We start from the raw sequence: 25,674 nt of genomic DNA, 5'->3' as shown, positions 1-25,674 counted from the left end.
CGCGGATCGGTAGACTCGCCCCCATGAGTTCCACCTCGAGCAACGACCTGGTCCGCCGCCCCTTCGAGGGCCTGCCGAACGAACCGGACCTGGTGGCCATGCGTCAGCTGATCCCGGCGGCGACGATGGCCGCGAAGACGACCGCGGAGTACGGCTCCCTCGACGTCGAGCTCGCGACGATCCTGCCGATGGCCTGGCCCGCGGTGCGCCGCACCGACGGCTCCGTCACCGTCGGCATCCAGGCCGCCTACCCCGGAGGCGATCTCTCGCGCGGGATCGGCCAGGCGATCAAGCTCGCCGCCGCACTCGAACCCGGCAACCCGATCACCACCGTCACCCTCGACGAGGACGCCCCGCGGCTGCAGGACATCCTCGACCTCAGCGGCGACTTCGAGCTCCAGGTGCAGGACACCTTCGAGTTCTGGCTCGACCCCAGCGCCGAGCGCACCGGTGAGATCGACCAGGCGATCTCCCAGGCGAACGACTCGATCATGCAGACCCGCGCGGTCGCGGGCCTGCCCCACGCCTACTGGGTCGACGCCGGTGCGAAGGAGCACGTGCGCTGGGTGCTCGACGCCGACGAGGAGAAGGTGATCGACGCGGTCACCCGCCTCCACGCCCGCCGCGAATCCGCGATCTGCGAGGGCGCCAAGTACGTCGGCTCCTTCCGCGCCGAGGGCCTGTCGATCCCGGTCTGGGACCTCGCGAAGGGCTCCGGGGTCGAGGCCGCCGAGGCCGAGGCAGAGGCCTTCCGCGCCCGCTTCGAAGAGGCGCTCGGCTCGACCGAGCCGCTGACCACCCTCGAGCGTCGGGCGCGAGGCGGCATCGTCGCCCGTCAGGTGACGCTGCGATGAGCACCGCGGGGCCGCTGACGGCGCACCGCCCCGAGCGGGTGGCCGTCGTGATCCCCGCCAAGAACGAGGCGGAGCGGATCGAGGCGACCATCGAGTCCGCCCGCAGGATCGCGGGCGTGGACCTGGTGGTGGTCATCGACGACGGTTCCACCGACGCCACCTCTGCCGTCGCCATGGGGGCGGACGCCCTGGTGGTGCGACACAAGACGAACCGGGGCAAGGCCGCCGCGATGGCGACCGGCGCCCAGATGGTCGCGATCCGCGAGGACGCCGAGCGGGCCGATGGTGGCGCGAGCTTCTCCGAGGAGCTGCACGCCGAACCGCGCTCGCCCGGCCACACCGGTCCGCTGCCGGTGATCGACGCGAGCCACACCGTGCCGCGCGCCCTGCTGTTCCTCGACGCGGACATGGGCGGCTCCGCCGAAGCGGCGCAGCCGCTGGTCGAGGCGGTGCTCGGCGAGGGCGTGGACATGGCCATCGCGCTGCTGCCCCCGCAGGAGGGTGCTGCGGGGATGGGCATCGTGGTGCGCACCGCGCGCCGCGGCATCCACCGGGCGACCGGCTGGGAGCCGAACCAGCCGCTCTCCGGCACCCGCTGCATCACCCGCGAGACCTGGGAGGCCTGCCTCCCCCTCGCTCCGGGCTGGGGAGTGGAGACCTCGCTGACGATCGACGCGCTCAGCAGCGGGTTCTGGGTCAAGGAGATCCCTGCCGAGCTCCATCATCGCGCCACGGGCAAGGACCTGCGAGGCCAGCTGCACCGCGCCGCGCAGCTGCGCGACGTGGTGCGGGCGCTCGCCCGCAAGCGCCACCTGGCCCCGGATCTCGACGAGGACGGACAGGAGGAGGCCGAGGTGCCGCAGCCGCTGGAACCCGCGGACGTCGCACCCTTGCCGACAGGGTCCGCGGACCATGACGAGGAGAAGACCTGGACCGTCGTCCCGGAGCCTGCCTCTGAGGCCGAGCGTGCAGAGCATGCTGTGGCGCGTCGGCTGACCCTCGCGGACCTGCCCGTGAACGGTGAGTTCTCCGATGACGAGACCCGTGCCCTCGGCGACGTGGATGCCGCAGAGCTCGACGCCCTGCTGCGCGAGCTGCCGGTGGACGGCGACTTCGCCCCCGACGACGTCGTCTATCTCGCGGAGACGGACCTCGAGACGCTCGCGGCCCGGCTGCGGAGCGCCCCGGTCGAGGGCCGCTTCACCCCGGAGCATGCGGTGATCATCGCCTCGCACCTCGACATCGGCGAGCCCACCATCCCGGAGTCCGTGCCCACGCCGCTCAGCCCTGACGAGTACACCTCGCTCGTGGTGCACGCGGCAGTGGACGCGGAGAACCGGTAGGCAGCACCGCCGGCAGGTAGCACAGCCAGATGCCGAACATCGCCGCGACCAGCACCGGCCCGGTGTCGTTGACCGCATAGCCCACCCACGTGCCCACCACGAGCGCGATGCGCACCCAGTACGAGGCCGGGTGCTCGGCATCCAGCGCCGCGAGCCGTCGCCAGCGCAGCTGGCCCGGGATCAGCACCGCGACCGAGGCGAGCACCGCGAGCACCATCACGACCGCGAGGGCGGGATAGCCGGTGGTCATCGCGACGTTCTGGGCGAGCTTGCGGACCACCACCGAGATCACCTCGCCGCTGAGCAGCTCGTCGATGAAGCGCCCCAGGTGGGTGCGGTCCTCGGCCGGTCGCAGCCAGTCCAGGAACGAGACCCCCAGCACCGCGACGGCGCCGCCCGCGCCGAGGGCGAGGAGGTGCCACAGCCGCGGCCGGATCCCGGAGACCAGCAGCGCCAGCAGCCCGAAGGCGGGGATCGTGGCCAGCATCGACCCGAAGTCGGCGCCCATCGACGGGGCCACGCACACGATCGCGACCAGGGCCCCGACGGCCACCGTCCACATCACCCGGCCGCGCGGGGTGCGCACCACCGCGAACAGGCACAGCAGCGCCATCAGCGCCGCCGCGAGCACCATCCCGAACAGGTGGTTCGAGAGCCCGTAGAAGCGGCCGCCGGAGATCGGCTGCGTCCCCAGCGGCGAGCCCAGCTGGAACCGCGACCCGGTCGCCGATTCGCCGAGGATCAGCAGCGCGACGAGTGCCGCGGACACTCCCACCGGGCCCAGGCGATGATGCCGCCAGGGACCGGCGAGCACCAGCACCGACAGCAGTGCACAGCCCGCCCACACCACGCCCGTCAGCGCCAGCGTCGAGTGCTCCGCGCGCCACCACGGCACCAGCGAGGCGAACATCCCCACCGGGAGCGCGAGCGGTGCGATCGCCGCGAGCGCGCGGCCGACGGCGGCGAGCCGGGGACGCCTCGCCAGCGGCGGGACCAGCAGGATCACGATCCCGATCACGCCGAGCACGAACCAGGAGCCGAGCGCGGGCACGGTCGCGGCATCGACCTGCGCCGCGGCCTCGGAGCGATCCAGCGCCAGCTGCTGCGGATCGTCGTGGTCGGCGCCGCGGAACGGCTGGCCGGGGATCAGCCCGTCGGCCGCGGCGTCATAGGAGGTGAGGATCGTGGCGAGCACATCGGTGAGCACCACCACGCCGGTCTGCTTGGTGGCCCCGCTGGTCAGCGCCTTGCCGGGGAAGGCGGTGTCGAGGGCGACCTGCAGGCCCGCTGTGCGCGAGGCGACCGCGCCCGGCTGCTCGACCGACTCCGGGTGCTCGGGGTCGGTCGCGGCGACGGAGACCAGCAGGGTGCGGGGGAGGCCCGCGCTCTCGCAGCCGCCGAGCTCGTCGAGGATCGCGCCGACGGCGCCGTCGAGGGCGACCAGGGCCTGGGTGCGGGCTGGATCGTCGGCATCGGGCAACGAGGGGACGGTGACCTGGACCAGGTCGCCTGCGGCGAGCGCGTCGGCGATCTGGGTGTACGCGGAGTCCGTCGGAGACGCACTGAGGTCCACGGCGCTCACCGGCACTCCGAGCTGCTCCCACTGATCCTGGGCCGGGCTCGGGATGCCGCTGGTGCGCGGCGCCTCGTCCGCCAGGCCGCGGTATCCGGTGTGCAGCGTCTCCATGCCCTGCCGCTTCGTGGAGATGACCGAGGTCGAGGTGGTGTTCATGGCACCTGCGCCGGAGCGGTCGGCGAGGCACTGAAGATTCGGGGTGACCTGGGGGTCGATGTCCTCCCAGCCGAGCCCCGCGGTCGCGATCACGAGTCGCACGGGATCGTCGGGATCGTCGGCGGAGGCGGTGGGCGCGCCGGCGAGGAGCAGAGCGCCGAACAGCAGCGCGAGCAGCACGGCGAGCGGCGTTCGGCGCACGGGGGTAGGCAGGTCCTGGAGCACGCTCCGATGCTACGGGGAGGCGTCGGGGAAGGACTGCGCTGCGCGGCCGGCCGTTGCAGACCCTCCACCGCTCCCTCACTGGAGCATCTCCTTTGTGTCAAGCTATTGACACAAAGGTCCGGGCGGTCCATTGTGTCGTTTACCTGATACAAGTTTCCCCCTGGAGGTATGCCATGTCCGGTGCTCTCGTCCTGCTGGTGGTCCCTGTCGTCGCAGTCGCTGCGCTGGTGCTCGTCGGAGCTCTCGTCGTCGCCGGCGGCCTCGGCGCTGAACGCACGGGCCTGCATCGCGGCGCGCTTCTCGCGCGCTGGGCCGGGCTGCTCCTCGGGCTCCTCATGATGGGGGTGGTCGTGTCCGTCGGCACCTCAGGAGGCTCGGTCTCGGGGCCGTTGGCCCATGGAGCCCTGGCCTCCTTCGGCCCGGCTGCCGGCGGCCTCGTCCTGGTGCTCGCCATCGCGGGCGGAGAGCTCACCCTGCCCGCGCCTCGGAACTCGGTGCGTCGGGCCTCGCTGCGCCGCCGCACCGCAGGAGACCTGGTCCCCCGTTTCGCGGTCGTGCTCTGCACGGTCGCCGTCGGGGTGCTCGTGCTCCTCACGGCGATCTCCACCGTGCTCGCGACGGACGGACGCTTCTATGCGACCGTGGACGTGCTCGAGGGCGGCGGAATCCTGGAATCGACTTCCAGCCCCTTCCCGGGAGCGCAGTACACGCTCCCGATCTGGGGTGGGCTGCTCGTGCTCTGCGTCGCGGCAGCTCTGGCGCTCCGTGTGATCCTTCGCCGCCGTCCGAGCGACGATGTGCAGGACATCCTGCTGCGACGGCGCTCCTTCACCTCCGTGCTCGGAGCGCTTGTGCTCGTCGCTTCGCTCACCCTGCTGCCGGTCGCGGCGCTCATGGGGATGCAGCTGCTCCCCTCTGCAGAACATGCCGCCACCGGCGTCGAGCTGGCGTGCATCGTGCTCAGCGGCGTCGGGGTCGTCGTCGGCCTCCTGGTGCTGCCGGTGGGACTGGTGATGGTGGTCTTCCCGGAGGCGATCGCGAGGAAGGGGGCACCGCGTGATGTGCGCGTACCGGAGACTGTGGTCGACGGATCGGATGTGGCCGGGGTGCAGGGGGAGCGCCGATGAGTCATATCGTGGTCGACATGAACAATCCGACCCCGCCCTACGAGCAGGTCCGCCGCGAGATCATCGAGCAGGTCCGCACGGGTGAGCTGAAGCCGGGCGACAAACTTCCTGCGATTCGTGTCCTGGCGGGCGACCTCGGCCTCGCGGCCGGCACCGTCGCGCGCGCGTACAAGCTGCTCGAGGAGTCCCAGATCGTGCTCACCCGTCGGGGGGCGGGGACGACCGTCGCCCCCGGGGCGGCGATGGAGGCGCGCAAGCTCGCGTCGACCGTCCAGCGCGAGGCCGGTGGGCCGGTGGATGCGGGGCTGGTGGCCCTGTTCGCCGGCCCGATCGCCGCCGCACGGGCCCGCGGTGCCCGTGACGTGGAGATCCTCGCCTCGGTGCGTGCAGCGCTCTCGGGTGCGAGCGACGGGGGAGCATGACGCAGGTGCGTCTCGCGCAGCACGATGCCGCAGCGGCGGCACCTTTCCGAAGGTCGTGGTCGAGATCAGCCAGCAGGGCGTCGAAGAGCGCTCCACCGACCGGAGTGCAGGGGTGAGGATCCATCTGGAAAGGCTCGGCCCCGGGCACGCCGACGCCATCCTCGCCGGGCAGGACACGGCGCTCGCTGCGGAGATCGTGGGGGAGCGCTGGAGCCGGGAGAGCCTGGACTCGTTCCTCGCCCGCGCGGCACGATGGCAGGCCGACGGGCCGATCCGTGAATTCGCGGCCTCCCTCGACGGTGTGCTGATCGGCGGCGGCGGGCTCAATCTGGTGGACCCGGGCCTCGAGCGTGGTGAGGCCGCACTGACGTACTGGATCCTCTTGCCCCACCGCGGCCGCGGTCACGGCCACGCCCTGGCGGCAGCGCTGACCGCACGCGCTCGAGTCGACCCGCGGATCTCACGACTCGTCCTGCGCATCGCGCCGTCGAACGAAGCTTCCCGCGCCCTCGCCCGGAGCATCGGTGCACAGCCGACAGGCGTGGTGGAACGACATCCGGCGGATGCGGCACGCACCGTGGACCGCTGGGTCCTTGAGCTTCGAAAGAGCTGAGGGGTGCACTCCCTCCGTCCCTTACTCTTCTCACGCATATCCTTCGCGCACGGTCAAGGCACCTCGAAGAATGTGGACGAATTGTGTGATCAATGGTGGATCGGTGCGACCGTTCCTCCCCACTCGGAGTTATCCACAATTTAATCCCCATCCGCGGGGATGCCTTGTTCTCGGTGGTGCCCGGAGATAAGATGGAGACCTCGGAAAGAACCATTCTTCGAGTAGTTCTTTCGCGATCGTGCCGACGAGGAGGTGGAGACGATGGCCGTGACAGAGCAGCGTCCTGTCGGTCGATCTGACGGTGCCCCTCCGTTCATCCAGGTCCGTGCGCGCTCGCCACTGACCCCCACGTCGTTGATCACGCGCGGCAAGCTCAAAGCCGGCAGTGCCGATGCCTCCGCTGTGGCCGGCATGATGGAGACCGAGCGCGAGGAGTCGCGGCGTCATGCCCGGCACCTGCTCGACCTCGCTCCGTTCTGGATCGACCACGAGAACCCGGACATCGCGGACGACCGTGAGGAGCGCAGCCTCGCGATCGCCATCGCGCTGCGCACCACCACGGCGCTCGCGTCCTTTCGGATTCGCGACGCGCATATCGCCCTCGCCGAGATGCCGCGAACCTTCGAACGCCTCGCCTCCGGAGAGATGCCGAAGGAATGGCATCAGAGAATGCTGAAGGCTGTCAGGGAATTCACCCCATCGCAGCGCTCCCTGGCCGATGAATACATCGCCGCGTGGGAGCTCGCCTCCATTCCCGCTGATCGGTTCCACGATGAATTGCGCCAGCTGGTCTCCTGGTTCGAGCGGGAGGAGCCGCGCCACTGCCCGGAGCACTCCCGTGACGTCACCGTCGAGTCCAGCGGGCGCGATGACGGCATCGCCTGCCTCCGCGTCACCGGCCCGATCCCCGAGATCCTCTCCCTCGCCCGCCGGCTCGATGCCTCGGCGAAGGCCGTCCAGGCCGCGCAGCGCCATGCCCTCGAGCAGGACGCCCCGATCCCCTTCGACCTCGACGGCGACCTCGCCCGTGACGGCGGCGCCATGACCCTCGCCGCACTGCGCTACGCGATCATCCACCGCACCCTGCTCGACACCGCAGGCGTCGAGGTGCCCGCACCCCGGCACCGCATCAACATCGTCATCCCCGTCCTCACCATGATGGGACTGGATGACACGCCCGCCACCTATGACGGCATGACCCCGCTGCCCGCAGCCATGGCCCGCAAGCTCGCCGAGGCCGAGCCGGTGTGGCACCGGGTCTTCACGGAGCCGATCACGGGAGGGTTCCTCCCGCTTCCGGCTCAGCGCTACCGCCCCACTCCGGAGATGGTCGAGCACCTCCGACTGACCACTCCCCGCTGCGCCGTCCCCGGCTGCACGAAGAGCACCACCGATGACGCGGAGAACGACCACATCGAGGAATTCGACCATGCGCACCCCGAACGGGGAGGCCCCACCAGCATCGACAACCTCCACCGACTGCATTGGGGCCATCACGACCTCAAGACCGCTCGCCGCGTGGATCCTGAAAGGGAACCCGACGGCTCCACCACCTGGACGGTCGGCTCGCCATCTCTGGTGAGGACGAGGGTCTCCCCGCGCCCTGACCTGGCCACACCCCGCCTCGCCACCGCCATGATGGAGTCGTGGGAGCACTACCAGTGGCTCTGCCTGATGGAAGAGATGGACCGCAACGGCGAGAACGCACGGATCCACCAGGAATGGGGGCCCGTCGACACCGTCGTCGAGGGGAAGCTCGATCCGGGGGAGGACCCTGACGAAGCCGCCGAGCGCGAACGATGGAGCCAGGATCCACCGTTCTGACTGGATCCGCGCGCGTCCTTGCGCCCGAAGTACCCTTCCTCTATGCGGTACGGATTCCTTGGTCCAGAGACGACCTTCACCCACCAGGCGCTCCTGCAGGCACTTGCGGAGACGCCCGAAGAGTTCGCCGCGGCCGAGCCGGTGCTGGTGCCCTTCTCGGCCGTGGCCACCGCGACCACCGACCTGCTCGCCGGCGATATCGATGCGCTGATGGCGCCGATCGAGAACTCGGTCGAAGGCGGCGTCTCCGGCACTCTCGACGTGCTCGCCGCGACCGATTCGATCGTCATCGTCGCCGAGCAGACCGTGCAGATCACCTTCGTGCTCGCCGCCCGGGAGGCCACGCCGCTGGAGGAGCTGACCACCGTCTCCTCCCACCCGCACGCCCAGGCACAGGTCCAGGGTTGGTTGCGGAAGAACGTGCCGGGCGCGAACATCGCGGCCGCCTCCTCGACCGCAGCCGCTGCACGAGACCTCGCCGCGGTGAGCGCAGACGAGGCTCGCGGCCGGGCCGCCGTCTGCTCCCCGCTCGCCGCGAAGCACTTCGGTCTCGAGGTCCTCGCCGAGGGCATCGAGGACTACGACGGTGCGGTGACCCGCTTCGTGCTGGTCACCCGCGAGGGACGGATCCCCGCCCGCACCGGCGCCGACAAGACCACGCTCGTGCTCCAGCTGCCTCACAACCGCTCCGGCGCCCTGCTCGAGGCGCTCGAGATCCTCAGCTCCAACGGTGTGAACATGTCCCGGATCGAGTCCCGCCCCATCGGTGACTTCCTCGGCCGATACTCCTTCTCCCTCGACATCGAAGGCCACATCGAGGACCGCCGCGTCGCCGCCGCCCTGCGCTCGCTCCACCGGCTCTGCCCGGTGGTGCACTATCTCGGCTCGTACCCGCGGATCGACGGGCAGCGGGCGGAGGTCCGCGAGGACTTCGCCGACCATGCCTACGACGACGCCCGCGAGTGGATCGAGCGGCTGTCGGGGATGATCACCCCGACGGACCCCGCCACGGAGATCTGAGGACGAGCAGGACCTGAGGACGAGCAGAGGAAGAGCAGTCATGGCAGCGAAGCCCAGCAGCCCTGTCGTCGGGACCGCCGAGGTCCGGGCGATCGACGAGCGGCTCCTCATCCCGCTCCCCGAGGAGGCCAGCACTGCGCTGCCCTCCCGCGGCCAGGTCGCCGTCGATGCCGTGCTGAACGGCCTGGAGCTGGCCATGGTGGTCGAGCCCGACGGCCGCAAGGGGCACTGGCTGCGCGTCGACGGTGCGCTGCAGCGGGAACTGGACCTGAGCGAGGGCAGCGTCGTCGACTTCACTCTCACCCCCACCAAGGCCTGGCCCGAGCCGGAGCTCCCGGAGGATCTCGGTGCCGCGCTCGAACAGGCCGACGATCTCGAGGAGACCTGGGCATCCATCACCCCGATGGCGCGCTGGGAATGGGTGCGCTGGGTCGGGTCGACCCGCAGCGCCGACACCCGCGCCCGCCGCGTGGAGGTCTCGATCGACAAGCTGCGGAGCGGGAAGCGTCGTCCCTGCTGCTTCGACCTCTCCTCCTGCACAGACCCGGAGCTCGCCCGCAGCGGCAAGCTGAAGGGCTGACCGGCACTCGCCACCGCCGACCGCCGACCACCGCTGACGGCCGCGCCCCGAGTCCTGTTGCGAGCTCTCGTCCGAGGAGTAGGGTGGGGAGCGACGAGGATGGACTCGACAGCGGGGCGTCATCGTCGTCCGTGTCGGCAGCCCCGCGGAGGGCTTGCCATGAGCGCAGAGGCACACCACGAGCAGCACACGATCCCCTTCGACCCCGCCGCGCGACACCTCGGTGTCGCGGTCGGATTCGACGGCTCCCCGAACTCCGAGCTCGCTCTGGACTACGCCGCCGGTGTCGCCGCCCGCCGCGGGAGTCGGCTGAGCGTCATCACCACCTATCGGGCCGCGCTCCCGGTCTACGCCAACTACGCCTCGCTCAGTGCGGAGCCCGAGGACGACGCTCGCCGGCAGATCGCTGGGTACGTGCTGGAAGTGGCGGCGACACGACTGGCCGAGCACTCCGGCGAGGTCTCCTACCTGACGATCGAGGGAGACTCCGTCGGAGGGCTCGTGGACGCCTCGGAGCGGGCGCACCTGATGGTCGTCGGTGCCCGCGGGCGAGGAGGTTTCCTGGGCCGGGTGCTGGGCTCGGTCTCCACGGCCCTGCCCGCCCACGCGCGGTGCCCCACGGTGGTGGTCCCCGCGGGCATCGAGCCCTCCACGGGACCGGTGGTGGTCGGCGTCGACGGATCGCCCCACAGCCGTCGCGCCGCGTTGCATGCGGCGCAGGAAGCGGCCGAGCGCGGCACCTCCCTGCTCCTGCTGACCGCGCTGCCGAGGCCGGACAGCGGCGAGTACTGGTTCCCATTGCGCCCGGACGATGTCGGGGAGGTCGTCGGCCGCCGTCGCGCCGAGCTCGAGGAGGACCTGGCGGGCGAGATCGCCTGGCTCGCAGAGCACGTGCCGGGCCTCGAGATCTCCGGCGAGGTCCGGGAGGGAGAGGCGTCCGCGATTCTCCACGACGCCGAACCCGCTGCGCAGCTGATCGTCGTCGGCTCCCATGGCCGGGGCGCCCTGAGGAGCGCCCTGCTCGGTTCGGTGTCCCGGACGACCCTCCACGGGGCGAAGCGGCCGGTCATGGTGGTGCCGCCGCTGCACGACGAACGGATCGAGCAGGCTTAGCCGGCGGTCTGCTCCGCGCCCTTGCCCTCCGGCACCCGCAGCCGCAGAACCCCAGGATCGACCGTCGCGATCAGGTGGGTCGCGTCGACATCCGTGTCGCCGTCCAGCTGCACCGGCTGCGGCTTGGTGGTGGTCACCCGGATCCCGGTGGTCAGGTAGCGCTCCATCGTGGAGAGCTTGGGCCCATACTTCGGCACCAGCTTCGGATTCATCACCTGGGCGGCGACCTGGCTGAACCCTGCCGCGCCGCGCCAGCCCGCGACGACCACCTCGAGGCGGCCGTTGTCGATCGTGGCGTCCGGCATCAGCACGAAGCCTCCCGGCAGCCTGCCCACGTTGCCCAGCAGCACGGTGCGGGCCTTGTGAGCATGGCGAGTATCGTCCGGCAGCTGCACCACCACGTCCACCGAGCGGCCCAGCACTGTGCGGATCCCGCCGAAGATGTAGGCGATCCAGCCGATCCGCTTCTTCATCTCCGGGTCGGTGTAGCCGATCATCTCCGCGTCGGCGCCGAAGCCGGCGATCACCAGGAAGATCTGGCGTTCGGCGGAGCGGGCCGAGGCGGCGGAGTCACCGACGCGCAGCCAGCCGACGTCCACGTGATGGTCCTCACCGGTCAGCGCGGCGATCATCGCCGCGGACGGGTCCTCCAGCGGGATGTCGATATTGCGCGCCAGCAGGTTCCCGGTGCCGGCGGGGATGATGCCCATCCGGGTGTCGGTGCCGGCCAGCACCGAGGCGACCAAGCGCACCGTGCCGTCGCCGCCGGCAGCCATCACGAGGTCTGCGCCCTCCGCGACGGCCTGCTCGGTCTGCCCCTTCCCGGGGTCGTCGATCGTGGTCTCGTAGAAGACGGTCTCCGCGCCCTCGATCCGCTCCACCACCTCGGTGATCTTCCGGCGGAAAGTATCGGTCTCCGCGAACTTCGAGGGATTCAGCACCACGGCGACCCGGCGGAGCCGGCCATCGTCGGCGAAGGTTTCTGCGCCCTCGACCGTGGCCTCGACGGTCTCGCGCGTGCTCGACCGGCGGTCCGCGGCCGTGCGCAGGTCGTTCAGCTCCTTGCGGTGGCGGCCGAGGCGGCGCAGCACCATCACCAGCAGGGCGATCGTGATGACGGTCGTGAGCACCGAGGCGATGCCCAGCAGCAGCAGGGTGAGGTCCATGCGGTCAGCGTACTGGCACGCGTGCACGCAGGTACCCTGGTGCAATGATCGATCTGCGGCACCTGCGTGAGAACCCTGAAGCTGTCCGAGACGCCCAGCGGGCGCGGCGGCGTGACCCCGCCACCGTGGACGCGGTGCTCGAGGCCGATGTCCGCTGGCGCGAGACCACCGCGGCCTTCGAGTCCGCGCGCGCCGAGCAGAAGGCCTTCGGCAAGCAGGTCGCCCAGGCTCAGGGTGATCAGAAGCAGGCCCTGCTGGCCGAGGTGAAGCAGCTCAGCGCCGACGTCAAGCGGCTCGAGGCCGAGGCCGGCGAGGCCCTGTCCCTCCGCGATGCCGCGCTGCACGAGATCCCGAACCTCGCCGAGGGTGCCCCCGAAGGGCTCGAGGCCGACTTCGCGGTGCGGGAGCACGTCGGTGAGGTGCCGAGCTTCGACCACCCGGTCAAGGACCACCTGGAGATCGCCGAGGGCCTGAAGGCGATCGACATGGCCCGCGGCGCGAAGGTCTCCGGTGCTCGCTTCTACTTCCTGCGCGGCGTCGGCGCCCAGCTCGAGCTCGCGATCCTGAACTCCGCGATCGCCCTGGCGACCGATGCCGGCTTCACCCCGATGATCACCCCCACCCTGGTGCTGCCCGAGTCGATGGAGGGCACCGGCTTCCTCGGCGAGCACGCCGACGAGGTCTACCACCTCGACAAGGACGACGACCTCTACCTCGTGGGCACCAGCGAGGTGGCGCTCGCCGGCTATCACAAGGACGAGATCATCGATCTCTCGGACGGCCCGATCCGCTACGCGGGCTGGAGCGCCTGCTACCGCCGCGAAGCCGGCAGCTACGGCAAGGACACCCGCGGCATCATCCGCGTCCACCAGTTCCACAAGGTCGAGATGTTCTCCTACTGCCGCATCGAGGACTCCTACGAGGAGCACGAACGGCTGCTCGGGTGGGAGCGGGAGATGATGGCGCGCATCGACGTGCCCTACCGCATCATCGACACCGCCGCCGGCGACCTCGGCACCTCCGCCGCCCGCAAGTACGACTGCGAGGCGTGGATGCCCAGCCAGAACACCTACCGCGAGCTGACCTCCACCTCGAACACCACCCAGTTCCAGGCGCGGCGCCTGAACATCCGCGAGCGCACCGAGAACGGGCTGCGGCCGGTCGCCACCCTGAACGGCACCCTGGGAACCACTCGCTTCATCGCCGCGATCCTCGAGAACCACCAGCAGGCCGACGGCTCGGTGGTGGTCCCTGAGGGGCTGCGGCCCTACCTCGGCGGTCGCGAGATCTTCGAGGTCGTGGGGGGCGCTGCCTGAGATGGCACCGTCGACCCCCCTGCGCCGTCTGCGCAGCATGCTCAGTGCTCGTCGCCACCGTTGGTTCACCCGCTCGTCGGATGCGGGTGCCACACTGCCGGACATGACGACCCAGACCTCGACCACCGACCGTGACGCGACCCGTGCGCGCCTCCGGGACCACCTCACCGGGCTCTCCGCGCAGAAGCTGCTGATCGGCCTGGATGTGGATGGCACCCTGGTCGACCACGACGGGGTGATGAGCCCTGAGATGCACGAGGTCCTGCAGCAGACGGCGCAGGCGCACACCGTCGTCATCGCGACCGGCCGCTCGCTCGGGGCCACGCTGCCGATCGTCGAGACCGCGGGCATCACCCACGGCTTCGCCGTCTGCTCCAACGGGGCGGTCACCGTCCAGATGGACCCGGAGCTCGAGGGCGGCCACCGCATCATCGACACCCGGTCCTTCCAGCCCGGTCACGCCCTGCGCACGCTGCGCGAGGTCGCGCCCGACGCCCACTACGCCGTCGAGATGGTCGACGGTAGCTTCCGCTCGACCCGCGGATTCCAGGATGCGAGCTTCGGCGTGCAGGCGATCGAGAGCGATCTCGACGAGCTGATGGACCTCGAGGCCGTGCGCGTGGTCGTCCATGTCCCGGATCTCTCCCCGCAGGAGTTCAGCAAGGTCATCGCCGAATCCGGGGTCCATGGCGTGGAATATTCGATCGGCTGGACCGCCTGGCTCGACATGGCCGCCCCCGGTATCTCCAAGGCGAGCGCCCTCGAGGTGCTCCGCGACCGGCTCGAGATCGACAGCGCCCACACGGTCGCGGTCGGCGATGGCTTCAACGACGTCGAGATGCTCACCTGGGCGGGGGTGGGAGTGGCCATGGACCAGGCCCCGCAGGGCGTGAAGGACGTGGCGGATGCCGTCACCGACTCGATCTACGAGGACGGCACCGTGCTCGTGCTGGAGCAGCTGCTGGGCTGAGGCAGCCCGCTACTCCCGCCGACGCCGCCCACCGCCGGAGTTGTTCGCCGGTGCTGCGACCTCGAGGATCACCTTGCCCAGGTGGCCCCCTTCGCGCAGGATCGCGTGGGCCTCCTCCGCCCGCTCCAGCGGCAGGCGGGCGTGGATCGGGACTCTCAGGTCGCCGGACTCCAGCAGTGGCCACGCCAGGTACCGGACGGCTTCGAGGATGCCGTGCTTGGTCTCCAGCGGGCGCGAGCGCAGAGTGGTGCCGACCACTCGGCCGCGCTTGCCCATCAGCATCCCGATCGGCAGTTCGCCGCTCGCTCCGCCGAGGGTGCCGATGATGACCAGCCGGCCGCTCTCCCGCAGCATCCCCACATGATCGGCCAGCGCCGACCCGCCGACCACGTCGAGGATGACGTCCACCCCGCCGGTCTCGCGGACCGCCTCGAGCAGATCGGTGGTGTGGCGGTTCCAGGCCATGTCGGCACCGAGCTCGCGCGCCGTCGCGATCGCGGCATCGGAGCCGACGGTGGCGAGCACCCGCGCCCCCAGATGCCGGGCGAGCTGGATGGCGACGCTGCCGATGCCGCCGGTGCCGCCCTGGATCAGGATCGTCTCGCCCTCGTGCAGGCCGGCCTCGAGCACCAGGTTGGAGACCACGGTCGCGGCCGCCTCGATCACGCCGGCGGCGTCGACCAGGCTGAACCCTGCCGGGGCCGGGAGCAGCAGCTCCGTCGGCACCGCGACGACCTCCGCATAGCCGCCGCCCGCGAGCAGCGCCACGACCTTCTCACCGGTGTCGCGGCGATACCCGGAGACCTCCAGACCCGGCAGCTCGGAGGCGCCGGGCGGCGGCGGGTACTTCCCGGCGGTCTGGGCGAGATCGGCGCGGTTCACCCCTGCGGCGACGACGTCGATCAGCACCTCGCCGGGGGCGGCGACGGGTTCGGGGAGCTCGGTGAGCTCGAGCCCATGGTCCTTCGTGATGACCATTGCGCGCATGGTCACTGGGTCACCTCCACGACGGTGCGGCCGCGGACCTCGCCGGCCAGGATCCTGTCGGCATGTCCGATGGTCTCGGACAGGCCGATGCTGGTGGTCATCCCGTCCAGGAGATCGAGGTCGAGCTCGTCGGCCAGGGCATCCCACGCGCGCTGCCGCAGCGGGAGCGGGCAGTCCACCGAGTTGACCCCGGCCAGGGCCACCCCGCGCAGGATGAACGGCAGCACCGTGGTGGGCAGATCCGGCCCCTGGGCGAGACCGTAGGCGGCGACCGTGCCGCCCCAGGCGGTCTGCGCGAGGACGTTGGCGAGCGTGGTGCTGCCCACCCCGTCGATCGCTCCCGCGAAACGCTGGGACTGCAGCGGCCGGCCCGGCTCCTCGGAGAGCTCCCGACGGTCCAGCACCCCGGCCGCGCCGAGATCCCGCAGATACTCGCCGTTCTCCTCGACCCGACCGGTCGAGGCGAGGACCCGGAAGCCGCGTCCTGCCAGCAGGGCGACCGCGATCGATCCCGCACCGCCGGAGGCCCCGGTGACCAGGATGTCCCCGGCGTCCGGGGTCAGGCCGGCATCCTCCAGTCGCAGCACCGCGAGCATCGCGGTGAACCCGGCGGTGCCGATCGCGGCCGCACGCTCGGCGGAGAGCTCTGCGGGCAGGCGCACCAGCGCATCGGGCCGCACCCGGGCGCGGGTCGCGAAGCCGCCGTGGAGGGATTCGCCGATGCCGTCGCCGTTGAGGAGCACCAGGTCACCCGCGGAGAAGCGCTCGGTGTCCGAGCCAACCGAGCCGGTCACCCGGCCCACCAGATCGATGCCGGGGATCAGGGGATGAGCACGGGCGATGCCCTTGCCGGCCAGGGCCATGCCGTCCTTGAAGTTGAGGCTGGACGCCAGCACGTCCAGCTCGACGTCCCCGCTGAGCAGGGACTCGTCGGCGTCCTCCAGCAGGCGCGGGGCTGCGCCCTCGGACTCGATCACTATGGCGCGCATGGGGCGCTCCTCTCGCTCGGGGGCGTATGTCTCCAGCCTATGCGCGCTTCCCTCACCGGTGCCCCCATGGGCCGGTATCGCCTCTTGACGGATGATCCGGATCGCACCCCTGTGGATGCCCGCGGGGATCGGGAAGGCTGTCCGGCGGGGACCGTGTCGTCTTTGCAGAGGGGCCGGGGCCTGGACGTCCAGCGCCACGCCGCCGTTCCACAGGTTGTGTGGGAGTGCTTCTCCTGGGCCGCGCACCACGTCGCGCATCGACCTCGACCCCTTGACGGTTCGTCGGTTCCGTGGTTCATTAGTGGAGTAATGAACCAACGGACCGGGATGGCGGTCCTCACGACAGGGAGGCTCGCGTGCTGGATGAGACGAAGCCGCTCTACATTGCGGTGGCGGAGCAGATCGAGGACGGGATCCTCAACGGGACCCATCCGGAGGACGGCCCGGTGCCCTCCACCAATGAGCTGGCCGCGTTCCTTCGCATCAACCCCGCCACCGCCGGCAAGGGGCTGAACCTCCTGGCCGACGCCGGCGTCCTGGTCAAACGCCGAGGAGTGGGAATGTTCGTCGCCGTCGGCGCGACCGCGATGCTGAGGCAGCGCAGGCGCGACGACTTCGCCCGCGACTACCTCGCCCCTCTGCTGCGCGAAGCCGCGCACCTGGGCATCGACCACCGAGAGATCACCGAGATGATGGAGGCACTGCAATGAGTGCTATCGAAACCCGCAACCTCACCAAGCACTTCCGTGACGTCGCTGCGATCGACGACGTCTCCCTCGACTTCGCCGCAGGCCGGGTGCACGGACTGCTGGGCCGCAACGGCGCCGGCAAGACCACGCTCATGAAGCTGCTGACCGGACAGATCTTCGCCACCTCCGGTGAGATGCGGGTGCTGGGCGAGAACCCGGTGGAGAACGCCGAGGTGCTCTCGAAGACCTGCTTCATCCAGGAGAGCCAGAAGTACCCCGACGGATTCCGTCCGCTGGACGTGCTGCGGATCGCGGAGGGGCTCTACCCCGCGTGGGACCAGGGGCTCGCCCGGGAGCTGGTCGCCGACTTCCGGCTGCCGGAGAAGCGGGCCATCAAGAAGCTCTCGCGCGGGCAGCTCTCGGCCGTCGGCATCATCATCGGCCTGGCCTCCCGAGCCCCGCTGACCTTCTTCGACGAGCCCTACCTGGGCCTCGATGCGGTGGCCCGCCGCCTCTTCTTCGACCGGCTGCTGGCCGACTTCTCCGAACACCCCCGCACCGTGATCCTCTCCACCCACCACATCGACGAGGTCTCTAACCTGCTCGAGCACGTGGTGCTGCTGGACGAGGGTCGGGTCGCGATCTCCGCGGAGGCCGAGGAGCTGCAGAGCGCGGCGATCGAGGTCTCCGGCCGGCTGGACGAGGTCACGGCCTTCATCGCCGGGGCCGATGTGCTCCGCGTCCAGGAGATCGGTGCGCTGGCCACGGCCACCGTCCATGCCGAGCCGGGCAGTGCGGACCGCGCCCGGGCGGCCGGACTCCAGGTCGCCCCCGTCTCGCTGCAGAACTACATCGTCCACCGCACCACCGCCGCGGCTGCTGCCCCGGTGACCTGAGAGGAGAACCCTGATGCGCTCGCGCAACGTCATCGACATGCACCTGGTCAATCGGATGCAGGCCTTCGGATGGCCCCTGGTCGCCGTCACCTTCGCCTTCGTGGTCATCCTGGGGGTGGGCCTGATCGTCGGGTCGCAGGGGCCTGAGGCCCAGGCCGGGATGTACTACGGCATGCAGTGGAACGGGGCGATCTTCGCCCTGCTGGGGCCGCTGATCGGCTACGGCTTCACCTCCATGGGGCAGTACTTCCCGCTCGCGCTCGGGCTGGGGCTGACCCGTCGGGAGTTCGCCACCGGTCTCAGCGCGGTGTTCCTGGGCAACGCCGTCATCTACTCCGTGCTGATCACGAGCGGCAAGACCATCGAGAAGGCGACCGACGGCTTCGGTCTGCACGTGCGGTTCTTCGACGTGTTCTACACCGGCACCGGCGCCTCCTGGCAGACCCTCGTGCAGACCTTCCTGCTGATCATGGCGGTGCTGTTCCTCGGAGCCGCCATCACCGCCGCCTTCCTGCGGTTCGGTCAGGCCTTCCTCTGGGTGGCCGGAGCGATCCTTGCGCTGATCGGCGTGGGCATCTTCGCGGGTGTGCTTCTGCTGGATGGCTTCGGGCGGAACCTGCTCGAGGTCATGACCATGGGCTGGGGTCCGTGGATGGTGGTGATCGCCGCGATCGGGGCGGCCTCGGCGGGAGTGTGGCTGCTGCTGGTGCGTCGCACCCAGGTGGCCTGACGGCAGTGGTCGCGGAGAAGGCTCTCGCCCCCTGCCGTTCCCGGCCTGTTTCCGGAGATCCGCAAACGTCCCGGAAAAATACCGCTCAGCAGGGTGATGCTTGACGGGAGATGAGCACCGTGACCCCGACCCCCGACCCGCTCGCCCAGGCCCATGCCCACGACGGCTGGCAGGTGCTCGAGGCGCTGGACAGCACCGGCTCGGGGCTGTCGGCCGACGAGGCATCGGCGCGGTTCGAGCGGCATGGGCGCAACGCCCTGCCTTCCGTCCCCCCGGAATCCACCCTGCGCCGGTTCCTGCGCCAGTTCAAGGATCCGATGATCTACGTCCTGCTCGGCGCCGCCGTGCTGACGACGCTCATGGGGCAGGTCGTCGACACCGTCGTGATCCTCGCGGTCGTGCTGATCAACGCCGTGATCGGGTACGTCCAGGAGGGCAAGGCCGCGGATGCCCTCGAGGGCATCCGCTCCATGCTCTCCCTGGACGCGCAGGTGCGGCGCGACGGCTCCTGGTCGACGATCCCGGCGGAGGACCTGGTCCCTGGGGATGTGGTGCGTCTCGGCGCCGGGGACAAGGTCCCGGCCGACGTCCGCATTCTCGAGGCCACCAACCTCACCGCCGAGGAGTCCGCCCTGACCGGCGAGTCCCTCGCGGTGGAGAAGTCACCGCGCGCTGTCGAGGTCGACGCCGCGCTCGGGGACCGCAGCGCGATCGCCTTCTCCGGCACCACCATCGCCTCCGGGTCGGGCCGCGGCGTGGTGGTCGGCACCGGGCGCCATACCGAGATCGGGCACATCACCTCCATGCTCGACGAGGTCGAGTCGATGGAGACCCCGCTGACGCGGCAGATGTCCTCGTTCTCCGCGAAGCTCTCGATCGCGGTGGTCCTCGCGGCCGTGGTGATGCTCGGTCTCGGCGGGGTGCTGTACGAGTACGGGCTCGGCGAGCTCGTGATGGCGGCCATCGGCTTCGCGGTCGCCGCGATCCCTGAGGGGCTGCCTGCGGTCCTCACCATCACCCTCGCGCTCGGTGTGCAGAAGATGGCGGGCCGCAACTCCATCACCCGGCGTATGAACTCGGTGGAGACCCTGGGCTCGGTCACCGTGATCGCCTCGGACAAGACGGGGACGCTCACCAGGAACGAGATGACCGTGCGCACCGTGGTCACCCCCGCCAGCACCTATGACGTGCGCGGCACCGGGTATGATCCCGCCGGCGATATCACGCTGGACGGGAAGAGCGTCAACGCCGCTGGCCGCAGCGACCTGCGGATGCTCGCCGAGGTCGCCGCCCGTACCAACGAGTCCACCGTCTCGCGGAAGGACGACAGGTGGGTGCTCTCCGGCGAGCCGACGGATGGCGGCCTGCGGACTTTCGCGATGAAGGCCGGGATCCCAGGTGATGACGAGCACCGCCTGGCCGTGGTGCCCTTCGACTCCGCGTACAAGTACATGGCGACCCTTGACGAGATCGAAGGCGTCGGCCGCGTGGTGAACCTCAAGGGCGCCCCCGATCGGCTGCTGGACCGCTGCGATTTCCAGGGGACGGGTCTGGACGAGCGCGAGGCGCTGGATCGCGAGCACTGGGACCGGGTGATCGACGAGCTGAGCGGCCAGGGCCTGCGGGTGCTCGCCGCGGCGGTGCGCCGGGCCGGGGACGCCACCGACTCCCTCGTCCCGTCGGACGTCGATTCCGGGGGCTTCACGTTCCTGGGTCTCTACGGGATCATCGACCCGCCCCGGCAGGAGGCGATCGAGGCGATTCGGCTCGTCCACGGCGCCGGCATCCGGGTCATGATGATCACCGGTGACCATGCCGGGACCGCCACCGCGATCGGTCGCGAGATGGGCATCGAGGACGAGCACGGCGCGGTGACCGGTGCGCAGCTGGACGCCGCGGACGACGAGGAGTTCGCCGAGCTCGCCCGGACCCGTTCCGTCTTCGCTCGCACCAGTCCCGAGCACAAGCTGCGCCTGGTCGCCGCGCTGCAGGACGGCGGTGACGTGGTCGCGATGACCGGTGACGGCGTGAACGACGCTCCCTCGCTGAAGAAGGCCGACGTGGGCGTCGCGATGGGCATCAAGGGCACCGAGGCCACCAAGGACGCGGCCGATGTGGTGCTCGCGGACGACAACTTCGCGACCATCGCGGACTCCGTCGAGATGGGCCGCACCATCTATGACAACCTCCGCAAGGCCATCGTGTTCATCCTGCCCACCAACGGCGCGCAGGGACTGGTCATCCTGGTCTCCGTGCTGCTGGGGATGACGCTCCCGCTGACCCCGGTGCAGGTGCTGTGGGTGAACACCATCACCGCCGTCACCCTGGCACTGGCCCTGGCGTTCGAGCCGGGGGAGTCGGACATCATGCGGCGCCCGCCGCGGAAGCCCGGCGGATCGATCCTGCCGAGGGCCGGCGTGCTCCGCATCGTGTACGTCTCGCTGCTGCTGGGCGCGATCACCATCGGCGTGTTCCTCTGGGGCCAGTCGCAGGGCGTCCCGCTCGAGGTCTCCCGCACCATCGCGGTGAACACGCTGGTGGTGGGGCAGATCTTCTACCTGCTCGCCTCGCGCTTCACGCGCACCAGCAGCCTGCGCAAGGAGCTGCTGACCACGAACCCGATCTCCTGGCTCTGCATCGTGATCATGCTGCTGCTGCAGCTTGCCTTCGTGTATGTCCCGTTCATGCAGACCGCCTTCGCCTCCGGCGCGGTGGGCTGGACGGGCTGGCTCGTCCCGCTCGGGGCCGGCGTGGTGGTGTTCGCGGTGGTGGAGGTGGACAAGGCGCTGCGACGGTAGACTCTCGCGGGTGCCTCCGGGCATGAGGAGGGTTGTCAGAGCGGCCGAATGAGTTGGTCTTGAAAACCAATGTGCAGTGACCCTGTACCGCGGGTTCGAATCCCGCACCCTCCGCGTCACCGCTCCGTGCGCGTCACCCGCTTCTCCCCGGCCCGGATCGCGGCCGCGAGATGGTTCGCGGCGGGCGGGCGCGGGCAGGTGGCCCAGGCGCTGAAGGCCGCCGGGAAGTTCACCGCCCGGTTGAAGTCCACCGTGATCGTGTCCCCGTCGAGCTCCGCGGTCACCACCCGCCAGTCGGCGCTGGTGGTTCCCGAGGTCTCGTCGGTGAACAGGACGTTCGCGTCGCCGGTGAGCACCAGCTCCACGCGCTCGCCCCCGATCTCGAGCGAGGCGACGCCAGGGGAGGGGAGACGCTGCTCGAGCCAGGGCAGCGCGGAACCGACGGTCACCTCGGTGGGCCGAGCGGTCCAGGTGCCGGCGACCACGAGCCCCGGATCAAAGGGATAGGTGGGGACTTCGGAGAACGTGGTACGACGGGGCGCAGCCGGGTCCAGGAGGCGCAGCCCTGTGCGGCCGCCGCGACGGATCACGTCGATCTGCACGTCCGCGCCGTACCGCGCCACACGCACATCTCCGGGAGTCGTGACCGTCGCGCGGTACAGCTCGCCCTCGCGGGTCTCCTCCACCTCCGGTGACGACGCGAGGAGCTCGAGTTCCTCGCCCTGCCAGGTCACCGTGAGCTGATCGCCCGCGAACTCCCAGCTGCCAGGAACGCCGTCGAAGGACCGGGCCGCCTGCTCCGGATCCACCCAGTGCAGCCCCACCTGGGCGAGGATCCCGTGAGGGTCGGCGAGGGAGCGGTGGCGCCGGCTTCGGAAGTCCGACCAGGAGGAGGGCGCGGTGCCGTGGTCGGTGATCTGGTCGGTGGTGCTCATGGCGTGCTCCTCGATCGTCGTGGTCTGCGAGGAGTCTTGCGCGGGGCGGGCACCGGCGTCGACTCCTGCGTCACAGGCGGTCACATCGATGAGAACGGCCTCATCCGGATCTTCGGCTGGTCTCATCCGGGCGGTGTTCCCTGAGGGCATCACAGAAACAGAAGCAGCCCGGAGCACGGGCCGACGGAGGAGAGATGACGATGCGGGCGAAGACGATCTGGACAGTGGCGGCCGGGACCACGGCAGCAGTGCTCATCCCCGGAGTGGCCTATGCGATGACCGCGGGCGGGCCCGTCAAGGGTGTGGACGACACCACCGTCGAGCAGAGCACCGTGCAGGCCGCCGAGCGTCCGGCCGAGGACGCCTCCACCCTTCCGGTGCCGAGTCCGGTGAGCGAGGGCACGGTGAGCGAGGGCGCGGTGAGCGAGGGCCTGGCGAGCGCAGTGCCGCCCGTCGAGCAGATGCTGACGGCCAACAGCCCCGTCTCCGCACAGACCGCGGTCTCCGCGGTCTCGGCGCAGTCGGCCCCGAGCCCGGTCTCGGCGGATTCGCCGCAGTCCCCGGACTCCGCGAACTGATGTCCTCAGACGGCCGCCACCTCTGACCGTGCCCAGGCCGTGACCTCGCGCGCCAGGTCGCGGTCCAGCGCCGGGCCGGAGCGGCGCAGGAGCGTCGGCCGCCCCCGCAGCGCCCCGGGTCCGTCGGGGCCGAGGTAGGAACCGGGCGGGAGCGGCTGGGTCGCGGCGAACAGCACCGCGGCGGCGCCTCCCGTCGGCGGCATGGCGAATGGCCGGGTCACCTCGGTGACCAGCCGATCCAGACGGGCGGAGCCGGTCGCGTTCTGCAGGTTCGTGAGCACCCAGCCGGGGTGCACGAGCTGCAGGTCCACCGGCCCGCCCCGTTCCTGCAGCCGCTCGGAGAGCTCGCGCCCCCACAGCATCGTCACGAGCTTCGAGCGTCCATAGGCGGCGCGCAGGGACCAGCCGCTGTGGGAGAAGTACGGATCGGACAGGTCGATCTCGCCGAAGGTGTGCGCCTGCGAGGCCGTCACCACGACCCGCCCCCGCACCAGCGGCAGCAGCAGATCCGTCAGCAGCAGCGGCGCCAGGGCGTTCACGCCGGTCATCAGCTCGAAGCCGTCCGCGGAGAGCCCCCGGCGGCGGGTCACCAGTCCCGCGACATGGATCAGCAGATCGATCCCGCGGGCGTCCGTGAACTCCGTGACCCGAGCGGCCGCGGAGCGGACCGAGGAGAGCTCCGCCAGGTCGAGCTTGACCAGGCGGACTGCCTCCTCCCGGCCGGTTTCGCGCACGATCCGGGCCCGGACCACCTCACCCTTGGAACGGCTGCGCACCGCGAGGACGAGGTCCGCGCCCCAGCGGGCGAGCTGGAGCGCCGCCTCCCGCCCCAGGCCGTCACTCGCTCCCGTCATCACGACGGTGCGCCCGCGCAGATCGGGTTCGTGCAGATGCTCCCAGGCCATGGCGTTCATCGCGCCATCGTAGGGGCGCGGACAGCGTCGTGCTCCGCGTACGATGACGGACACGAATCCCTTCCGGCCTCCTCAGAGGAGATGGCAATGATGGCTCAGTACACCGGTGTCGCAGTCAGTCCTGGCCGGGTGATCGGCACCATCCGCTCGATGGCACCGCCGGTCGCCGAGCCGCCGTCCGGTGACACCCTCCCCGAGGGGTCGGACCGTGCCGCCGAGGCCGAGCGGATCCCTGCGGCGGCCGCTGCCGTGCAGGGCACCCTGACCAGGCTCGCCGAGCGTGCTGCGGGGGAGGGGAAGAAGATCCTCGAGGCCACCGCCCAGATGGCCGCGGATCCCTCCCTGACCCAGACTGCGCAGGGCTTCGTCCTCACCGCAGGGAAGTCTCCGGAGCGGGCCGTCTGGGAGGCCGGCGACCAGGTCGCCACCATGCTCGAGGGCCTCGGCGGGTACATGGCCGAGCGTGCCACCGACGTGCGTGACGTGCGCGCCCGCATCGTCGCCGAGCTGCGCGGCGAGCAGGCCCCGGGTATCCCTGAGGGCGAGGAGCCCTTCGTGCTCACCGCGATCGACCTCGCTCCGGCGGACACCGCGACCCTCGATCCTGCCCGAGTGATCGCTCTGGTCACCTCCGACGGCGGCCCCCAATCCCATACCGCGATCCTCGCCCGGCAGCTGGGCCTGCCCGCGATCGTCGCCGCGAAGGACATCCACGAGTTCGCCGACGGCACCGAGGTGTTCGTCGACGCCGGATTCGGCACCGTCACCGATGACGTCACCGACGAGCATCACCGCCTGGCCGCGGCGTGGACCGAGCAGCAGATGAATCCACTGACCTATGAAGGCGGAGGCGGGGTGCTCGCCGACGGGACCCGAGTGCAGCTGCTGGCCAACATCGGCGGCGCCAAGGACGCCGAGAAGGCCGCCGCCGCGAACGCGGACGGGGTGGGCCTGTTCCGCACCGAGTTCCTGTTCCTGGACCGCGAGGACGAGCCCTCCGTCGAGGAGCAGACCAAGGCCTACGTCGAAACCTTCGCGCACCTGCCCGGCAAGAAGATCGTGGTGCGCACGATCGACGCCGGCGCCGACAAGCCGCTGCCCTTCCTCACTGACGCCGACGAGCCGAACCCGGCGCTCGGCGTGCGCGCCTATCGCACCTCCTGGGAGAAGCGCTCGGTGCTGACCAACCAGCTCGACGCCATCGCCGCCGCGGCGAAGCAGTCCGAGGCGAAGCCCTGGGTGATGGCGCCGATGATCGCGACCATCGATGAGACCGAGGACTTCGTCGCGATGTGCCGCGAGCGGGGCCTGGAGCCGGCCGGGATCATGGTCGAGACCCCTGCCGCCGCGATCACCGCGGACCGACACCTCGCAGCGTGCGACTTCGCCTCGATCGGCACCAATGACCTCACCCAGTACACGATGGCCGCCGATCGTCAGCTCGGCTCCCTCGCGCATCTGAACACCCCGTGGCAGCCCTCGGTGCTGGCACTGGTCAAGGCCACCTGCGATGGGGCCCGCACTGCGGGCGGCGATCCAGAGGCTTTCGGTGAGAGCGCCAACAAGCCCGTCGGCGTGTGCGGCGAGGCAGCAGGTGCCCCCGGCATCGCGGTGGTGCTGGTGGGCCTCGGCGTGAACAGCCTGTCGATGACCCCGCGCTCGCTGCCCGTGGTCGCGAAGGTGCTCTCCACCGTGACCCTTGCGCAGGCGCAGGAGCTCGCGGCGAAGGCCGTCGCCGCGCGCACCGCGGAGGACGCGATCAGCGTGGTTCGCGCCGGCCTGCCGATCCTCGGAGAGCTCGGGCTGTGACCCGCTGACCTGCTCTCCGCAGAGACGAAGGGCGCCCCACCAGG

Annotated in this window: 23 protein-coding genes and 1 tRNA gene; 18 read left to right on the top strand and 6 right to left on the bottom strand. The window is 70.6% G+C overall.

Features of this window, described 5'->3' with window-relative positions:
- The first annotated feature begins 23 nt into the window (after window positions 1-23).
- Window positions 24-854, top strand: coding sequence for a DUF5926 family protein (locus Q0937_RS05595; RefSeq protein ID WP_299300602.1), 831 nt, complete (start codon window positions 24-26; stop codon window positions 852-854).
- Window positions 851-2,197 carry a glycosyltransferase family 2 protein gene (locus tag Q0937_RS05590; RefSeq protein ID WP_299300600.1) on the top strand — a complete coding sequence of 449 codons (1,347 nt, stop codon included), beginning with the start codon at window positions 851-853 and terminating at the stop codon, window positions 2,195-2,197. The genes Q0937_RS05595 and Q0937_RS05590 overlap by 4 nt, the downstream gene beginning before the upstream one ends.
- Here Q0937_RS05590 and Q0937_RS05585 read toward each other — a convergent pair.
- A complete protein-coding gene (locus Q0937_RS05585) occupies window positions 2,136-4,154 on the bottom strand; it encodes a hypothetical protein (RefSeq protein WP_299300598.1) in 2,019 nt (672 codons plus the stop codon). The two genes, Q0937_RS05590 and Q0937_RS05585, sit on opposite strands and share 62 nt — an antisense overlap.
- 173 nt (window positions 4,155-4,327) lie before the next feature.
- Between Q0937_RS05585 and Q0937_RS05580 the strand changes: the two genes are divergently transcribed.
- The 7 genes from Q0937_RS05580 to Q0937_RS05550 all read left to right on the top strand — a co-directional run bounded on the left by Q0937_RS05580 (window position 4,328) and on the right by Q0937_RS05550 (window position 10,853).
- Window positions 4,328-5,281, top strand: a complete 954-nt coding sequence (locus Q0937_RS05580) for a hypothetical protein (protein WP_299300595.1) — start codon at window positions 4,328-4,330, stop codon at window positions 5,279-5,281.
- A gap of 17 nt (window positions 5,282-5,298) precedes the next feature.
- Window positions 5,299-5,703: a GntR family transcriptional regulator gene (locus tag Q0937_RS05575; RefSeq protein WP_299300592.1), complete on the top strand. Its 405-nt coding sequence runs from the start codon at window positions 5,299-5,301 to the stop codon at window positions 5,701-5,703.
- 55 nt (window positions 5,704-5,758) lie between these two features.
- Complete coding sequence (locus Q0937_RS05570) at window positions 5,759-6,316, top strand: GNAT family N-acetyltransferase (protein ID WP_299300590.1); 558 nt, start codon at window positions 5,759-5,761, stop codon at window positions 6,314-6,316.
- A 261-nt stretch (window positions 6,317-6,577) separates the two neighbouring features.
- The gene (locus Q0937_RS05565) at window positions 6,578-8,140 is read left to right on the top strand and encodes an HNH endonuclease signature motif containing protein (RefSeq protein WP_299300587.1); all 1,563 of its coding nucleotides are present in this window, start codon (window positions 6,578-6,580) and stop codon (window positions 8,138-8,140) included.
- A gap of 42 nt (window positions 8,141-8,182) precedes the next feature.
- A complete protein-coding gene (pheA, locus tag Q0937_RS05560; protein WP_299300584.1) occupies window positions 8,183-9,160 on the top strand; it encodes a prephenate dehydratase in 978 nt (325 codons plus the stop codon).
- A gap of 40 nt (window positions 9,161-9,200) precedes the next feature.
- Window positions 9,201-9,740 carry a YdeI/OmpD-associated family protein gene (locus Q0937_RS05555; RefSeq protein ID WP_299300580.1) on the top strand — a complete coding sequence of 180 codons (540 nt, stop codon included), beginning with the start codon at window positions 9,201-9,203 and terminating at the stop codon, window positions 9,738-9,740.
- 159 nt (window positions 9,741-9,899) lie between these two features.
- On the top strand, window positions 9,900-10,853 hold the full coding sequence (locus Q0937_RS05550; protein WP_299300576.1) for a universal stress protein: 954 nt from the start codon (window positions 9,900-9,902) through the stop codon (window positions 10,851-10,853).
- Here Q0937_RS05550 and Q0937_RS05545 read toward each other — a convergent pair.
- Complete coding sequence (locus Q0937_RS05545) at window positions 10,850-12,019, bottom strand: diacylglycerol kinase family protein (RefSeq protein WP_299300573.1); 1,170 nt, start codon at window positions 12,017-12,019, stop codon at window positions 10,850-10,852. The genes Q0937_RS05550 and Q0937_RS05545 overlap by 4 nt on opposite strands.
- 44 nt (window positions 12,020-12,063) lie before the next feature.
- Here Q0937_RS05545 and serS point away from each other — a divergent pair, with 44 nt between their 5' ends.
- Window positions 12,064-13,335 carry a serine--tRNA ligase gene (serS, locus tag Q0937_RS05540; protein ID WP_299300570.1) on the top strand — a complete coding sequence of 424 codons (1,272 nt, stop codon included), beginning with the start codon at window positions 12,064-12,066 and terminating at the stop codon, window positions 13,333-13,335.
- A gap of 103 nt (window positions 13,336-13,438) precedes the next feature.
- Window positions 13,439-14,305 (top strand): HAD family hydrolase, encoded by an 867-nt coding sequence (locus tag Q0937_RS05535; protein ID WP_299300566.1) that lies wholly within the window; start codon window positions 13,439-13,441, stop codon window positions 14,303-14,305.
- A 9-nt stretch (window positions 14,306-14,314) separates the two neighbouring features.
- Here Q0937_RS05535 and Q0937_RS05530 read toward each other — a convergent pair whose 3' ends face one another.
- Together Q0937_RS05530 and Q0937_RS05525 are read right to left on the bottom strand one after the other, a co-directional pair.
- Entirely contained in the window at window positions 14,315-15,292 is a 978-nt protein-coding gene (locus tag Q0937_RS05530) for an NAD(P)H-quinone oxidoreductase (RefSeq protein ID WP_299300985.1), read from the bottom strand.
- A 2-nt stretch (window positions 15,293-15,294) separates the two neighbouring features.
- A complete protein-coding gene (locus Q0937_RS05525; protein WP_299300563.1) occupies window positions 15,295-16,281 on the bottom strand; it encodes an MDR family oxidoreductase in 987 nt (328 codons plus the stop codon).
- A gap of 356 nt (window positions 16,282-16,637) precedes the next feature.
- On the opposite strand from Q0937_RS05525, the gene Q0937_RS05520 reads away from it, so the two are divergent.
- The 5 genes from Q0937_RS05520 (at window position 16,638) to Q0937_RS05500 (ending at window position 21,508) form a co-directional block, all read left to right on the top strand.
- A complete protein-coding gene (locus Q0937_RS05520) occupies window positions 16,638-16,991 on the top strand; it encodes a GntR family transcriptional regulator (protein WP_299300561.1) in 354 nt (117 codons plus the stop codon).
- Window positions 16,988-17,866 carry an ABC transporter ATP-binding protein gene (locus Q0937_RS05515; protein WP_299300558.1) on the top strand — a complete coding sequence of 293 codons (879 nt, stop codon included), beginning with the start codon at window positions 16,988-16,990 and terminating at the stop codon, window positions 17,864-17,866. Before Q0937_RS05520 ends, Q0937_RS05515 begins: the two co-directional genes overlap by 4 nt.
- Window positions 17,867-17,879: 13 nt before the next feature.
- Complete coding sequence (locus Q0937_RS05510; RefSeq protein WP_299300555.1) at window positions 17,880-18,596, top strand: hypothetical protein; 717 nt, start codon at window positions 17,880-17,882, stop codon at window positions 18,594-18,596.
- 119 nt (window positions 18,597-18,715) lie between these two features.
- Window positions 18,716-21,394, top strand: a complete 2,679-nt coding sequence (locus tag Q0937_RS05505; protein ID WP_299300552.1) for an HAD-IC family P-type ATPase — start codon at window positions 18,716-18,718, stop codon at window positions 21,392-21,394.
- 26 nt (window positions 21,395-21,420) lie between these two features.
- A tRNA-Ser gene (locus Q0937_RS05500) sits at window positions 21,421-21,508 on the top strand.
- Between the two features lie 2 nt (window positions 21,509-21,510).
- Here Q0937_RS05500 and Q0937_RS05495 read toward each other — a convergent pair.
- Window positions 21,511-22,329, bottom strand: a complete 819-nt coding sequence (locus Q0937_RS05495; protein WP_299300549.1) for a DUF1684 domain-containing protein — start codon at window positions 22,327-22,329, stop codon at window positions 21,511-21,513.
- 200 nt (window positions 22,330-22,529) lie between these two features.
- Here Q0937_RS05495 and Q0937_RS05490 point away from each other — a divergent pair, with 200 nt between their 5' ends.
- Window positions 22,530-22,907 (top strand): hypothetical protein, encoded by a 378-nt coding sequence (locus Q0937_RS05490; protein ID WP_299300546.1) that lies wholly within the window; start codon window positions 22,530-22,532, stop codon window positions 22,905-22,907.
- 5 nt (window positions 22,908-22,912) lie between these two features.
- On the opposite strand, the gene Q0937_RS05485 is transcribed toward Q0937_RS05490, so the two are convergent.
- Window positions 22,913-23,821, bottom strand: coding sequence for an SDR family NAD(P)-dependent oxidoreductase (locus Q0937_RS05485; protein WP_299300543.1), 909 nt, complete (start codon window positions 23,819-23,821; stop codon window positions 22,913-22,915).
- Between the two features lie 90 nt (window positions 23,822-23,911).
- Between Q0937_RS05485 and ptsP the strand changes: the two genes are divergently transcribed.
- Window positions 23,912-25,630: a phosphoenolpyruvate--protein phosphotransferase gene (gene ptsP, locus Q0937_RS05480; RefSeq protein WP_299300983.1), complete on the top strand. Its 1,719-nt coding sequence runs from the start codon at window positions 23,912-23,914 to the stop codon at window positions 25,628-25,630.
- Window positions 25,631-25,674 lie beyond the last annotated feature (44 nt).

The sequence above is a fragment of the uncultured Brachybacterium sp. genome (assembly GCF_947500705.1).
Taxonomy (GTDB): Bacteria; Actinomycetota; Actinomycetes; order Actinomycetales; family Dermabacteraceae; genus Brachybacterium.
This window is presented reverse-complemented; position numbering and strand designations above follow the sequence as displayed.

Coding starts and splice junctions, on each gene's coding strand:
- Q0937_RS05495 (WP_299300549.1), bottom strand. CDS start 22,329: ATGAGCACCACCGACCAGATCACCGACCACGGCACCGCGCCCTCCTCC.
- Q0937_RS05485 (WP_299300543.1), bottom strand. CDS start 23,821: ATGAACGCCATGGCCTGGGAGCATCTGCACGAACCCGATCTGCGCGGG.
- Q0937_RS05565 (WP_299300587.1), top strand. CDS start 6,578: ATGGCCGTGACAGAGCAGCGTCCTGTCGGTCGATCTGACGGTGCCCCT.
- pheA (WP_299300584.1), top strand. CDS start 8,183: ATGCGGTACGGATTCCTTGGTCCAGAGACGACCTTCACCCACCAGGCG.
- Q0937_RS05590 (WP_299300600.1), top strand. CDS start 851: ATGAGCACCGCGGGGCCGCTGACGGCGCACCGCCCCGAGCGGGTGGCC.
- Q0937_RS05525 (WP_299300563.1), bottom strand. CDS start 16,281: ATGCGCGCCATAGTGATCGAGTCCGAGGGCGCAGCCCCGCGCCTGCTG.
- Q0937_RS05580 (WP_299300595.1), top strand. CDS start 4,328: ATGTCCGGTGCTCTCGTCCTGCTGGTGGTCCCTGTCGTCGCAGTCGCT.
- Q0937_RS05530 (WP_299300985.1), bottom strand. CDS start 15,292: ATGCGCGCAATGGTCATCACGAAGGACCATGGGCTCGAGCTCACCGAG.
- serS (WP_299300570.1), top strand. CDS start 12,064: ATGATCGATCTGCGGCACCTGCGTGAGAACCCTGAAGCTGTCCGAGAC.
- Q0937_RS05550 (WP_299300576.1), top strand. CDS start 9,900: ATGAGCGCAGAGGCACACCACGAGCAGCACACGATCCCCTTCGACCCC.
- Q0937_RS05545 (WP_299300573.1), bottom strand. CDS start 12,019: ATGGACCTCACCCTGCTGCTGCTGGGCATCGCCTCGGTGCTCACGACC.
- ptsP (WP_299300983.1), top strand. CDS start 23,912: ATGGCTCAGTACACCGGTGTCGCAGTCAGTCCTGGCCGGGTGATCGGC.
- Q0937_RS05535 (WP_299300566.1), top strand. CDS start 13,439: ATGACGACCCAGACCTCGACCACCGACCGTGACGCGACCCGTGCGCGC.
- Q0937_RS05515 (WP_299300558.1), top strand. CDS start 16,988: ATGAGTGCTATCGAAACCCGCAACCTCACCAAGCACTTCCGTGACGTC.
- Q0937_RS05595 (WP_299300602.1), top strand. CDS start 24: ATGAGTTCCACCTCGAGCAACGACCTGGTCCGCCGCCCCTTCGAGGGC.
- Q0937_RS05555 (WP_299300580.1), top strand. CDS start 9,201: ATGGCAGCGAAGCCCAGCAGCCCTGTCGTCGGGACCGCCGAGGTCCGG.
- Q0937_RS05575 (WP_299300592.1), top strand. CDS start 5,299: ATGAACAATCCGACCCCGCCCTACGAGCAGGTCCGCCGCGAGATCATC.
- Q0937_RS05490 (WP_299300546.1), top strand. CDS start 22,530: ATGCGGGCGAAGACGATCTGGACAGTGGCGGCCGGGACCACGGCAGCA.
- Q0937_RS05510 (WP_299300555.1), top strand. CDS start 17,880: ATGCGCTCGCGCAACGTCATCGACATGCACCTGGTCAATCGGATGCAG.